This is a genomic window from Alistipes montrealensis (assembly GCF_018362775.1).
Classification (GTDB): Bacteria; Bacteroidota; Bacteroidia; order Bacteroidales; family Rikenellaceae; genus Alistipes; species Alistipes montrealensis.
In genome coordinates, this window is record NZ_JAGYXY010000001.1 from 591,087 (window position 1) to 603,473 (window position 12,387).

The window sequence follows — 12,387 nt, forward strand, 5'->3', positions numbered from 1 at the left end:
CTAATTCTTTTATCTTTGATATGTTTTACACATCTTTCTGTTTATTTTCTGTTTGCACACGGTATGCGCAGTGATGCGTGTACGACCCGAGACCCGCCCCTTTTTTTAATAAAAATTCCTTATCCCGAGTCCTCCTTTGACAAAGGGAGATTTAGAGGGAATATTAATATAAATCCGGCATTTTCAATGCCGTAACCCGCATTTGACGGGCAAAACAACCAAAACCATCCTATAAATCCAGCTCAGCCCGCCGAATGCGGGTTATAAAATCAGTCGTTGTATTTTCTTTGCAATGGATACTTTCACCTTGTTGTAATTGGACAGGCGCTGCACCACGTCGCGCATCTCCTCGTCGGTGATCTCCTCGTCGCCGAGCCGGCTCTGCAACTCCTTGATCAGCGCATCGACCACCTTCGACTTGTAGAGCGTCACGGCCTTCGGAACACCCACGGCCAACATCTCGGCATCGCTGTCGATGTGTATCTCCTTGCGACGCCACAATTCGCTTGCCACATAGTTGTCGTCCGAGGTGAGGATGTCCACCGACATGTTGCACACCTCGGGATCGATGTGGTTCAGGAAGACATGCGCCGGAACCTCCGTCCCGGTCCCCAACTGCGCCCACTGCTCACGGTAGGCGGCCATGATCTTGTTGTAGACGGGATTGCGGAAGACGATATTGTCGTCGTTCAACTCCGCGAAAATCACCTCCGCGACGTTGCACGCCACCATCGTGCGTCCCTCCTTGAAATCGAACGAGCAGTGTCCGTATTTGAGCAGGTATTTCACGATCTCGCGTTCCAGCGTCTCGAAACTGCTCCCCGCCTCGACCTGCTTGACAAACTCCACTTCGGGCTGCTTCGCCTCCCGTTGTTTGAGCGTCGTCTGGCGCCGCAGGAATTCATCCGCCTCGCGGTCGCCCGACGTGGTCATACGCTTGCGCGCCACCTCCGAGATCAGAATCTGCTCGTCGATGTCCATGATCCGCGCGCACTCCTTGATGTAGACCGAACGCTGGATCGGGTCGGGAATCTGCGACACCGACTGCACCATGTCGGCGATCAGGGCCGCCTTTCGGATCGGATCGCCCTCGGCATCCTTCAACAGCAGTTTAGCCTTGAATTCGAGAAAGTCCTGCTCGTTGGCGCGGATGTACTCCTGCACTTCGGTCGCCGTATGGCTGCGGGCGAACGAGTCGGGGTCCTCGGGCTCGGGCAGCAGCACCACGCGCACGTTCATACCCTCCTTGAGGATCATGTCGATGCCGCGCAGCGAAGCGTGAATACCCGCCGAGTCGCCGTCGTAGATCACCGTGATGTTCTTCGTAAAGCGGTTCAGCAGGCGGATCTGCTCCGTCGTGAGCGACGTGCCCGACGACGACACGACGTTCTCGACTCCCGCCTGGTGCATCGAAATCACGTCGGTGTAACCCTCCACCATGATAGCGAAGTCCTGCTGCTGAATGGCCTTCTTGGCGAAATAAAGGCCGTACAACTCGCGTTTTTTGCTGTATATCTCGCTCTCCGGGGAGTTCTGGTATTTGGCTACCTGCTTGTCCGTGCGCAGCGTACGGCCGCCGAACGCCACGATGCGGCCCGAAATATTGTGCACGGGGAAGATCACGCGGTCGCGGAAGCGGTCGTAGAGCGAACCGTCGCTCTCGCGCTGCAGCGAAAGGCCCGTCGAAACGAGGAACTCCGCCTTGTAACCCGCAGCCATCGCATCCTTCGACATCCGGTCGCCCTTGGCCGGGCAGAACCCGAGGCCGAATTTCTGGATCGTGGCGTCGGTCATCCCGCGCTTCTGGCGAAAATAGGCCAGTCCCACGCTCTGGCCCTCGGTCTCGCGTTGGAGGTAGTTGGCAAAATACTCCGCGGCCCAGCCGTTCAGGGCGAACATCGACTCACGGTCGTCGTTGCGGCGCACCTCTTCGTCGGTCATCTCCTTCTCCTTGACCTCGATGCCGTAACGTTTGGCCACCATCTTCAGCGCCTCGGGATAGGTGATGTTCTCGTGCTCCATCAGGAACGTCACGGCGTTGCCGCCCTTCCCGCATCCGAAACATTTGTACACTCCCTTCGAAGGCGAGACGACGAACGACGGGGTTTTCTCGTTGTGGAACGGACAGCAGGCCTGGTAGTTCACGCCCTTGCGTTTGAGCGTGACGTATTCGCCGACGATATCCACGATATCTGCGGCGGCGTAAATGCGGTCTACTGTTTCCCTGTCGATCATAGCGTACAAAGATACGGAAAAATATCAAGAATGTTATCGGACATACGCCACAGCCTGCGATTTCCGTTCTATATCCGAAAAAATATGTAACTTTGTCCTATGGATTTCAAACTCGTATCGGACTACGCCCCGATGGGCGACCAGCCGGAGGCTATCGAACAACTCGTGAGTTCGATCGAACACGGTTCGAAGCACAACACGCTGCTGGGCGTGACGGGCTCCGGAAAGACGTTCACGGTGGCCAACGTCATCGCACAGTTGAACCGTCCGACGCTGGTCCTGAGCCATAACAAGACCCTCGCGGCACAGTTGTACGGGGAGTTCCGCAACTTCTTCCCGGAGAACGCCGTGGAGTATTTCGTATCGTATTACGACTATTACCAGCCGGAGGCCTACCTGCCTTCGTCGGACACCTATATCGAGAAAGACCTTTCGATCAACGCTGAAATCGAAAAGATGCGTCTGGGCACGGTAGCCACGCTGCTGTCGGGCCGCCGCGACGTGATCGTCGTGTCGAGCGTCTCGTGCCTCTACGGCGCGGGCAACCCGGCGGATTTCCACGCCACGGCCATCAACATCAAGGTCGGGCAGGTCGTGAGCTACAAACATTTCCTCTACAAACTGGTCGAAGCGCTATACACCCGCACCGAACGCGACCTGGAGCCGGCGACGTTCCGCGTGAACGGCGACACGGTGGACATCATGGCGGCATTCGGCGAGTTCGGCAACCAGTGTTTCCGCGTGATGTTCTTCGACAACGAGGTCGAAGCCATCCAGTCGATCGATCCCGTCACGGGACAGCGCATCGCCTCGCTCGACAGCATCACGCTCTACGCCACAAATCTTTTCGTGACGACCAAGGAGCGCATCAACGCCGCCGTGCAGCAGATTTACCTCGACTTGGGCAAACAGATCGAGTTCTTCGAGCGCGCCGGACGCCCGATGGAGGCGCAGCGCATCAAACAGCGCGTGGAATACGACCTGGAAATGATCAAGGAACTGGGCTACTGCCCCGGCATCGAAAACTATTCGCGCTATTTCGACGGCCGCGCCGCCGGAACGCGCCCCTTCTGCCTGATCGACTACTTCCCGAAGGACTACATGATGGTCGTGGACGAGAGCCACGTCACCCTGCCGCAGGTCCACGCCATGTTCGGCGGCGACCGCGCCCGCAAAGAGAACCTCGTGGAATACGGCTTCCGCCTTCCGGCCGCCAAGGACAACCGCCCGGTGACCTTCTCGGAGTTCGAGCAGTTGCAAGGCACGTCGATCTACGTGAGCGCCACGCCCGCCGACTACGAACTGATGAAGAGCGAAGGTGTGATCGTCGAGCAGTTGATCCGCCCCACGGGCCTCGTGGACCCGCCGCTGGAGGTACGCGTGACGCTGAACCAGATCGACAACCTGATCGAAGAGATCGACAAACGCGTGAAAAACGACGACAAGGTGCTCGTGACGACCATCACCAAACGCATGGCCGAGGAACTTTCGAAATACTTCGACCGCGTGGGCGTGCGCAACCGCTACATCCACTCGGATGTCGACACGCTGGAACGCATCCAGATTCTGGAAGACCTGCGGGCCGGAATGTTCGACGTGTTGGTGGGCGTGAACCTGCTGCGCGAGGGCCTCGACCTCCCCGAGGTGGCGCTCGTCGCGATCCTCGACGCCGACAAGGAAGGGTTCCTGCGTAACGTCCGCTCGCTCACGCAGATCGCCGGACGCGCCGCACGCCACTCGCAGGGCAATGTGATCCTCTACGCCGACACCTGCACCGATTCGATGCGCTACGCCATCGAACAGAGCAACCGCCGCCGCGAAAAGCAGGTGCGCTACAACATGGAGCACGAAATGCTGCCGCGGCAGGCGCAGAAGAGCGGCTCGGGACAGAGCGCCCTGCTGGCAGGCCGCATCGACACCTCGGAGATCGACATGACGGCCTACCCCATTGCCGAAGACCACTACGCCACGGCGGCCGACGTGCAGAAGAACTACACCGCCAGCCAGAATATCGACGCACTGATCGACAAGGCACGCGAGGACATGGAACGTGCCGCCAAGTCGCTGGACTTCCTCGCTGCGGCGAAATTCCGTGACCGGATGTACGAACTCCAGAAACTTCGGGAGGAGAACCGCAAGAAATAAAAAAGGACCGGAATCCGGTCCTTTTTTATTCCAGTTTTTCAGCGTGCCGGAAGGTGAAATATTTCGCGGCGAAGAAGCTGTACACCGTAGTGACGCACGTCGCCAGCATCTGCGAGGGCGTAGCCCAGACACCGCAAACCTCGACAAAGAATTTCAGGCAAAAGTAGTTGACCACAACCGAACCCGCAACCGACAGGAGGTAGCGGAACAACTGGGTTCCGGAAGGAATCGGCGAACGGCGGAACGCCACATTGCGGTTGAGCCAGAATCCCGCGAAAAAGGTCAGCGGAAAGGTAATCAGCATCGCTGCGACATGCGGCGAAATAGCTATGAACCCGAAATCGAGCAATTCCTGATCCAGTACGAAATTGTAAACGAAGAAGTAGCAGACCCAACTGAAAACGACGTTCATACCGCCGCAGACCGCATAGCGGAATACCCGCCGGGGCAGAATCGCAGCGACGGGGCGAATATAAAACCAGTCGATCGCCTTGGCTATCAGCTCCGCAACAGTCATCAACGGGCAGTATAGGTCCACATGCCGGAGAAAACGTCACCCTGTTCACGGATAAAATTCGTGCACATCGCGGCTTCGTCCGACGAGAAAGGGGAAACCATGTATTTTTTCCCGAAATAGTAAATCCGGCAGCGGAATACAGGGTCTTTGGCCACGGCTTCCTGCGCGGCTCGAACCGCATTTTCCGGGGTGCTGAAAACCCCCAGCACCACATAATGACGGCCCGGAAGCAATGCCATCGGCGTTTCCGACACCTCGTATTTCTGTTCCGGCATCGTCCCCGAAACAGCGTCCGCCGGTAAAACAGGTTCTTCGGCCTCCGGCAGTTCCACAGCCGGGGTCTCAGCCAGGGCATCGGTCACTCCTCCGGCAACCGGCAGGCTGTCGGGAGCAGCCGGGACCTCCGCCACAGCCGCCGTCTCCGTCTCTTCGGGATAAAGCAGCAGGAATTCCCGTCCGCCGTAAACGACCGCGACCAGGATCGCCGCGACGCCCACCCACAACGGCCAGTCGAAACGGCGCTGCACACGAATCCGCACAGGTTCGTGCCCCTGCGGATTCAACCTCAGGTCGAATGCCTCGTCGAGGATGAAATTCTTGAATTTCAACTCCCCGACGCCTTCGACAGTCAGCAGGTTGACTTGATGGACCCGCTCGATCCAACGCTCGTAAACGGCTTGCGCCTCGGCTTCGGGATCCTCGTATTCACCGCTTTCGAGCAGGGCACGGGCAATCTCGTCGACCAGCGACACGCCCCGCTGCTGCGAGGTGAACGCCACGGTGCGACACGGCGGCAACACGGTGCGCCGGCTGAGCCGTTTCGCACCCTGACGCTCGGTGTAGAGCGACCCCACGCCGGGAAAGTAAACCTCCCCTACGCCGGCCAGCAGGTTGCCGACAAGCCTGCCTATCTGCTCTTCCATCGGATTACCATTCATTTTTTCTTCTTTTTTGACGTTGCAGCCGGGGCTTTCGGAGCCGGAGCCGGAACCGTCTCGGGCTGTGTAACGCCCCGCCAGATCATATAAATTCCCAACAGGATGAACGGAATGCTGAGCCACTGCCCCATGTCGAGGGTCCAGCCCAGTTCGAAAGGCTCCTGCTCGGTCTTGATGTATTCGATGAAGAAACGCGTGAGGAACGTACCGATCAGGCCGATTCCGAACAGGATGCCCGGACGGCGGCGCGCAGTGTCTTTCCTGTAGTACAACCAGCAAAGGATGCCAAAAGTCACCAGGTAGCAGATCGCCTCGTAAATCTGCGTCGGGTGCACCGCCGCGGGAGCGAACTCGCTCACCCATTTATGCGAACGGACAAACTCGAAGCCCCACGGCAGGGTCGTCGCCTGGCCGAAAATCTCCGAGTTGAAAAGATTGCCCAGCCGCACGATCGCGCCGCCGATGCCCACCGGAATCATAATACGGTCCAGCGACCAGATGTAAGGCAGCTTGTTGCGCCGCGAAAAGAGCCACAGGCCGATCAGCAGGCCGATAGCAGCACCGTGGCTGGCCATGCCGCCGTCGCGGAATCCCGTGATGATGGTCCACGGCTTCGAAAGATACTCCATCGTGTCGTAGAACAGACAGTGGCCCAATCGCGCCCCGAGGATCGTGGCAAGCGTTCCGTAAATGAAAATCGACTCCGAGACCTTTGCAGGCAAACCTTCGCGTTTGACGAAATTATCGAAGAATTTCGCACCTATCAGGATGGCCAGCGCCCACATCAGGCCATAGTAACGAATGTCGAGCGACCCGATGCTGAACAGCACCGGATCGAAATCCCAGACAATACTTAACGGTTGTAGTATCATTTATATAAGTTTATCCATTTTTTCGGCCCCAAGACCGCTCCGGGCCGCCGTAGTCGCGGCAGGATGCCGCATATTCAATTCCGCCCGCCCCAAAACCCTCAAAGGGCTCGTCGCAACGCAGCCAAGTCCTCAGACAGCAGGCTGACGGGCAGGCCTTTATTTATTTATATCCTGCAAATTCACCTTTTTCAGCGTAAAGGAGAATGTACTGCCTACACCTACTTCGCTGCGAACCGTGATCCGCTCGCCGTGGGCCTCGACGATGTGCTTGACGATGGCCAGTCCGAGGCCCGTGCCGCCCTGTTCCCTCGACCGCCCCTTATCCGTCCGGTAGAAGCGTTCGAACACGCGCGGCAGGTCCTCCTTGGAGATTCCCGAACCGTTGTCCTCGACCTCGACCAGAATCTTATCCAGCATGTCACGGAAACGGATGCGCGTCTGGCCTCCCTCCTTGCCGTAACGGATCGAGTTGATAATCAGGTTGACGAACACCTGCCCGATGTAATGCTTGTCGGCCGACACCCAGAAGGGCGAGGGCAGGTTGTCGGCTCCTTTGACCGAAATCCGGATCTCCTTTTTGTCGGCTTCCATCTCCGCCTGTTCGGCGATCTCCTTGGCCAGCGCCACCACATCGAACCGCTCCATATTCAGGCGGTTCATGCTGCTTTCGAGTTTCGAAATAGTGTCGAGGTCGTTGACGATATTGATCAGGCGGTCGATGCTCTTCTCGGCGCGTTCGAGGTACTTGCGGTTGATCAGTTCGTCCTCCAGCCCGCCGTCGAGCAGCGTCGAGATATAACCCTGGATATTGAAAATCGGGGTTTTCAGTTCATGGGCCACGTTACCAAGATACTGCTTGCGGAAACACTCGGCCTCCTTCAGGCGGGCGATCTCCTTGTCGTTGGTATCGGCCCAGGCCGTCAGTTCCTCGCCGATATTCTCGACGCGCTTGTCTTTCAGTTCCGAGAAAATCTCGTTGGTGTGCACGTCGCGCGAAAGGACGATCGAATAAATAGGCTTGAGTTTGTAAGCCACATACTTACGGATGATGAACAGCGCCGCGAGCGCCACCACGATAAACGCGCCTGCCGATGCGCAGAGCGTAATCCACCACACGACGTGGAGCAGCATCATGCCCACGGCGACGATAACTGCGGCGAGCAGGGCGATCCACAGCGACGCCCCCTCTTTTGTCTTGATGTGTACCATAGGCTTACTTCATGTAATTTTGCATCAGCCGGGCGATATACTTGCCCACGATGTCGAATTCGAGGTTCACGACCGACCCGACCTCGATGCGGCAGAAGTTCGTATGCTCGAAAGTGTAGGGAATGATCGCCACCCGGAAACTGTTCTCTTTCGAGTCGCAGACCGTGAGGCTCACGCCGTTGACCGTCACCGAACCTTTCTCTACCGTACAGAGTCCGCCGCCCTGCGGCTCGTACTCGAAGGTGAAGTACCAGCTTCCGTCGGCATCCTCTTTGGCCGTGCAGACCGCCGTCTGGTCGACGTGGCCCTGCACGATATGTCCGTCGAGCAGCGCATCGGGCTTCATCGACCGTTCGAGGTTGACCAGGTCGTCTTCGCGGAGCAGCCCGAGGTTGCTCCGGTCGAGCGTCTCTTTCATGGCCGTCACGGTATAGGTATCCTCCGTGATGTCCACAACTGTCAAACATACGCCGTTATGTGCTATGCTCTGGTCGATCTTCAACTCCTTGCAGAAATCCGCACGGAGCGTAAAATCCTTGTTCTGACGGTCGGTACGGATCGAAACCACTTCCGCCGTACGTTCCACGATGCCTGAAAACATATTCGTCAACTGTTTATGATCAATTTGCCTTTTACGTTGTAGACCGACACTATATCACTGACATTCAAAACGATGTCGTCATAGTTTTCCCGATCTCCGGCCACCAGGCGGACTTTGCCCTCCTCATCGGCGGCCCTAACTATCCGCAAAGTTACAATTTTTCGGCAGACAATCACATATTCACCCCCGGGAATAATTGCATCCCGGTCCACGGCCTTCAGCAGCACGACCGTTCCCGGCGGCACGGTGGCTCCCATCGCCCGCCCGGTATAGCACATCGCCAGATCGCACGCACCCAGCGGGGGCACGACGAGGTTGCTCTCGGGTTCGAGGTGTTCGAGGTGTGCGATGCCCTGTTCGACATCCACGTTATAAAAAGGTATCTGCGCGCCGCGTATTTTCTCTTCCGAGAACATCTGTCCTTCGCCGGTCAGCAGCCACAGTTTGTCCACCTGGGGGAATTTCGCGACGATCCTGTCGGCAACGTCGAGCGAAATACCGTTGTTGCCGCGCTTGATCTGATAGAGGTTTTCACCGCGCGCAAGGCCGATATATCGCGCAAAATAGTTGGTCGACATATTTGCCCACTTGATTACGGCTTCAATTCTTTGCCAATTATTCTGTTTTTCTCGCATTTCTTTCGAATATTAAAAATTTTTTCGCATCTTTGCACACCCGGTCCCGTAGTTCAATGGATAGAATATAAGATTCCGGTTCTTACGATATGGGTTCGATTCCCGTCGGGACTACCATGACACAAGTGTGCGACAAGCGCACTTGTGTTTTTTTATCGTATTTGGGCGAATGCAAGGTCGGGCGTCACTTATATTTGTTCAACAAAAATAGTAACAAATTTCGATCATACAATAAAAAATAACATTTTTAGACCTGCAAATAGCAGTTTAGGGCACACCTATGTATATATGAAAGGAGGAATCCGCACACCCGGGGTGCGAACTCCTCTTATACAATAAATGTGCGATTTAAAAAATCAGACTTTAAAAAGAGAGGCGCACGCCCAGTCTCAAGGTTAGCGTCAAGGGTGAATCCGTACGGGCTGTACGCAATTCCGTTTCTGTAAAGTAATACGAACCTTCGGGTTCGAAATAGAGCCCTACCATACTGCCTACGCGGTATTGCGCTCCCACGGCGGCAAGCGCCGACCACTGTACTCCCGGTTCGTCCATGGTCTTGGAGCCGAGTTTTGCCGAGACACACTTCTCGACCATTCCGCCCGCACCCATATACAACGAGAAGCGGCCGCGTTCAAGGAACTGCCAGTTCACCCGGAGGGGAACCCCTATGAAATGGAGCTTTTGGCCCACATCGTCCGAAGAGTACTGCATCCTCACATCCGAACGCAGCAGGGTGTAGTTCACACCGCTTTCCAGCGACAATCCATGTGCGAACTCCTTGCGCACGGAGAGACCGAAACTCAGCGGTTGGTGGTGGCGGAACGAACTCTCGCCATATTCATTCCGGCGCAGGGGCGCTATTTTATCACCGTTGCCGACCACCGACGAAGCATCGCTTGTCGTCGAGGAATAGAGCAGCCGCGGGGCCAGGGTTCCGCCGGCGCCGCCCGACACGCCGCCGCCGGCAAAGAGCGAGAACGACGCTGTTTTGCGCGGCTTGGTGTAAGCCACGAACGGCTCGTCGGAGAACGCCGAGCGGCGGGCCGTACCGGTTGCCGCCGACCGCGCAGCGGACTGTCCGGACGCCTGTTTCGATGCCGGTTTGGCCTTTTCGCCGGACACGTCTTTCGCTTTTTCCCCGGAAACTTCCGGCGCCGCATCCGCTTCGACCCTCGCTGCGGCCGCATCGTCGGCCTCCGAAACCGCAGACTTTAGCATTGCTTCCGCAGGCTGCGCAGCGGTCAATGCCAGAAGCGTTTGCCGGGCCGGAACGGAGGTGGTTTCGGCGATTCGCTCCCGGGGCAGCCCGACAACCTGTGCAAGGGCGTCCTGCACGGATTCGGGTTCCGCCTGCTGCGGTATGGCAACCGCGGCTGCGCCGTCCTCCGCTGCCGATGCGATAACAGTCCCATCGTTTTCCAACGCCTTGTCCGGCCGGAGCAGGAATTCACCTGCAACGACGCAGATCAGCACCGCAGCGGCTGCGGCGGCAAACCGCGGCCAATAGATCCGCCACACGGACCCGCGGGGTTTGGTCTCGGGAGCCACCGGCTCCTGAGCCGCACCGCCCAGCTCGCGTTGCAGACGCTCCCAGCCCCCCGCCGGGGGCGGGAGCTCGGCGTCGCGAAGCGCGCTCCGCATGGCATCGGTCCAATCTTTGTTTTGTTTCATAGTTCTATGTGAGTCCGGCAGCACCGGATGATCCACCTTGTTTTAAACATTCCCGGAATTGCATCCTGTCAATGCGTCTCCAGATAAGCCCTGATCCTGCGGGCCAGCAGGGCCCGGGCGCGAAATAATTGCGAAGAGGAGCTTTTCTCGTTGATTCCCAGCATCCGGGCGATGTCGCGGTGGGAATACTCTTCGATGCAGTAGAGGTTGAAGACCGCCCGGTAGCCTTCGGGCAACTCGCCGACGAACTGCATCAGCACGTCGCGCGGAACACGGGCCATCTCCGAAACATCGGGCTCCGCCACCTCCGCTGCGGCTTTGCCTTCATCGAGCGCCACGCTTCCCAGTTTATTGCGGTTGCGAATCCATTCGAGCGCCACATTCACCGTCACCCGCTCGATCCAGGCACGCAGCGAACCGGGTCCCCGGTAGGTGAAGCGGTCGAACGCCCCGTAGATTTTCAGGAAAGCGTCGTGGAGCAGATCCTCGGCCGTTGCACGGTCGCCGGCGTAACGCATACATATCGCCAACAGACGGCCTGCATAGCGGTCGTACAGCTCTTTCCGGGCCGTATCGTCCCCGTTCCTGCACCCTTCGGCCAGTATCTGTTCCTCCATCTGCATTACTCAATACACTCTATAAATGCGGCGGAAGGCAAAAGACTGCATGCCGTGAAAAAAAATAATTTTTCATGCAGTATTCCGCCCTGCCGGACGTTTTAAGAGCGAAAGGTAACATAAAATACGGATATTATGAAAAAATTTGGTTTATTCCTTATCGCGGCCCTGGCCGGCACAGCGTTTACTTCCTGTAACGACGACGACGGCGATTACCCGAAATATTCGCCGCTCATCACCACCGTCCACTCGCTCGACGGCGGAGACTACTATTTTCAACGCGACAACGGCGAGACGCTCTACCCGGGCGACAAGAGCCGCGTCCCGGGCTACAAACCCGATCCCGACAAAACGCAGCGGACCATCATCTGGTTCAACCTGCTCTCGGGCATTGAAGGCTACGACTATAACATCGCCCTCTACAACGTCGAAAACATCTTCACCGGCACTTCGATGATCGTGGACACGCAGGAGCAGCTGGACGAACTGGGCAGTGAGAAGACCGGCTTCCAGAACAACACGTTCAACCTCACCAAAGAGTGGCTCACCTTCTACGCGCTCTATCCCGTGTCAGACAACTCGAAACACGACTTCACGGTGATCGTCAACAACGTGGAGAGCGGCAGCGAACCCGCGCCCGCACAGGAGGCCGACGACAATTACCTGAACCTGGAACTGCGCCACAGCGCAGGCGGCGACACGGAGGGCTACACCAAGGGGTACTACCTCTCGTTCGACCTCACACCGCTCGCCGGGCAGCTCGAGGGTAAGAAAGGTGTCATCCTGCACATCGAGACCCGCGAGAACGGCCTCCAGGAGATCAAGCTCGACCTGCCGCAGGAGAAGTAGCCACTCCTCAATCGGCAGCTGTTCCGGTCCGCCACTCTGCGGGCCGGATTTTTTATGCCCTGCCCCAGCACTCCGCAAGCCCCCGCAGCAAACCGCCT

At 57.5% G+C, this 12,387-nt stretch carries 11 protein-coding genes and 1 tRNA gene; 3 read left to right on the forward strand and 9 right to left on the reverse strand.

The genetic code is table 11. The features are described from left to right. Nucleotides 1-261: 261 nt before the first annotated feature. The gene (gene dnaG, locus KG007_RS02310) at nucleotides 262-2,235 is read right to left on the reverse strand and encodes a DNA primase (RefSeq protein WP_195458395.1); all 1,974 of its coding nucleotides are present in this window, start codon (nucleotides 2,233-2,235) and stop codon (nucleotides 262-264) included. A 99-nt stretch (nucleotides 2,236-2,334) separates the two neighbouring features. On the opposite strand from dnaG, the gene uvrB reads away from it, so the two are divergent. Continuing rightward, the gene (uvrB, locus tag KG007_RS02315) at nucleotides 2,335-4,380 is read left to right on the forward strand and encodes an excinuclease ABC subunit UvrB (protein ID WP_213347218.1); all 2,046 of its coding nucleotides are present in this window, start codon (nucleotides 2,335-2,337) and stop codon (nucleotides 4,378-4,380) included. Nucleotides 4,381-4,405: 25 nt separating this feature from the next. On the opposite strand, the gene KG007_RS02320 is transcribed toward uvrB, so the two are convergent. The 6 genes from KG007_RS02320 to KG007_RS02345 all read right to left on the reverse strand — a co-directional run bounded on the left by KG007_RS02320 (nucleotide 4,406) and on the right by KG007_RS02345 (nucleotide 9,152). Continuing rightward, on the reverse strand, nucleotides 4,406-4,897 hold the full coding sequence (locus tag KG007_RS02320) for a GtrA family protein (protein WP_195458397.1): 492 nt from the start codon (nucleotides 4,895-4,897) through the stop codon (nucleotides 4,406-4,408). Beyond that, nucleotides 4,897-5,820: an SPOR domain-containing protein gene (locus tag KG007_RS02325; RefSeq protein ID WP_249413220.1), complete on the reverse strand. Its 924-nt coding sequence runs from the start codon at nucleotides 5,818-5,820 to the stop codon at nucleotides 4,897-4,899. Before KG007_RS02325 ends, KG007_RS02320 begins: the two co-directional genes overlap by 1 nt. Before the next feature lie 11 nt (nucleotides 5,821-5,831). Then, entirely contained in the window at nucleotides 5,832-6,704 is an 873-nt protein-coding gene (lgt, locus tag KG007_RS02330) for a prolipoprotein diacylglyceryl transferase (protein WP_195458764.1), read from the reverse strand. A gap of 159 nt (nucleotides 6,705-6,863) precedes the next feature. Beyond that, nucleotides 6,864-7,916, reverse strand: a complete 1,053-nt coding sequence (locus KG007_RS02335; protein WP_213347220.1) for a sensor histidine kinase — start codon at nucleotides 7,914-7,916, stop codon at nucleotides 6,864-6,866. 4 nt (nucleotides 7,917-7,920) lie between these two features. Beyond that, nucleotides 7,921-8,517 carry a riboflavin synthase gene (locus KG007_RS02340; protein ID WP_213347221.1) on the reverse strand — a complete coding sequence of 199 codons (597 nt, stop codon included), beginning with the start codon at nucleotides 8,515-8,517 and terminating at the stop codon, nucleotides 7,921-7,923. A gap of 5 nt (nucleotides 8,518-8,522) precedes the next feature. After that, nucleotides 8,523-9,152 carry a hypothetical protein gene (locus KG007_RS02345; RefSeq protein WP_213347222.1) on the reverse strand — a complete coding sequence of 210 codons (630 nt, stop codon included), beginning with the start codon at nucleotides 9,150-9,152 and terminating at the stop codon, nucleotides 8,523-8,525. A 42-nt stretch (nucleotides 9,153-9,194) separates the two neighbouring features. Between KG007_RS02345 and KG007_RS02350 the strand changes: the two genes are divergently transcribed. After that, nucleotides 9,195-9,269: transfer RNA gene (locus tag KG007_RS02350), tRNA-Arg, on the forward strand. 246 nt (nucleotides 9,270-9,515) lie between these two features. Here KG007_RS02350 and KG007_RS02355 read toward each other — a convergent pair. After that, nucleotides 9,516-10,823 carry a porin family protein gene (locus tag KG007_RS02355; RefSeq protein ID WP_213347223.1) on the reverse strand — a complete coding sequence of 436 codons (1,308 nt, stop codon included), beginning with the start codon at nucleotides 10,821-10,823 and terminating at the stop codon, nucleotides 9,516-9,518. A gap of 68 nt (nucleotides 10,824-10,891) precedes the next feature. Then, nucleotides 10,892-11,440, reverse strand: coding sequence for an RNA polymerase sigma factor (locus tag KG007_RS02360; RefSeq protein ID WP_195458403.1), 549 nt, complete (start codon nucleotides 11,438-11,440; stop codon nucleotides 10,892-10,894). Nucleotides 11,441-11,575: 135 nt separating this feature from the next. Between KG007_RS02360 and KG007_RS02365 the strand changes: the two genes are divergently transcribed. After that, complete coding sequence (locus KG007_RS02365; RefSeq protein ID WP_195458404.1) at nucleotides 11,576-12,289, forward strand: NigD1/NigD2 family lipoprotein; 714 nt, start codon at nucleotides 11,576-11,578, stop codon at nucleotides 12,287-12,289. Nucleotides 12,290-12,387 lie beyond the last annotated feature (98 nt).

Bases quoted from the DNA above. Each gene is read 5' to 3' on its own strand.
- dnaG (WP_195458395.1), bottom strand. From the start codon at position 2,235: ATGATCGACAGGGAAACAGTAGACCGCATTTACGCCGCCGCAGATATC.
- uvrB (WP_213347218.1), top strand. From the start codon at position 2,335: ATGGATTTCAAACTCGTATCGGACTACGCCCCGATGGGCGACCAGCCG.
- KG007_RS02320 (WP_195458397.1), bottom strand. From the start codon at position 4,897: ATGACTGTTGCGGAGCTGATAGCCAAGGCGATCGACTGGTTTTATATT.
- KG007_RS02325 (WP_249413220.1), bottom strand. From the start codon at position 5,820: ATGGAAGAGCAGATAGGCAGGCTTGTCGGCAACCTGCTGGCCGGCGTA.
- KG007_RS02335 (WP_213347220.1), bottom strand. From the start codon at position 7,916: ATGGTACACATCAAGACAAAAGAGGGGGCGTCGCTGTGGATCGCCCTG.
- KG007_RS02340 (WP_213347221.1), bottom strand. From the start codon at position 8,517: ATGTTTTCAGGCATCGTGGAACGTACGGCGGAAGTGGTTTCGATCCGT.
- KG007_RS02345 (WP_213347222.1), bottom strand. From the start codon at position 9,152: ATGCGAGAAAAACAGAATAATTGGCAAAGAATTGAAGCCGTAATCAAG.
- KG007_RS02355 (WP_213347223.1), bottom strand. From the start codon at position 10,823: ATGAAACAAAACAAAGATTGGACCGATGCCATGCGGAGCGCGCTTCGC.
- KG007_RS02360 (WP_195458403.1), bottom strand. From the start codon at position 11,440: ATGGAGGAACAGATACTGGCCGAAGGGTGCAGGAACGGGGACGATACG.
- KG007_RS02365 (WP_195458404.1), top strand. From the start codon at position 11,576: ATGAAAAAATTTGGTTTATTCCTTATCGCGGCCCTGGCCGGCACAGCG.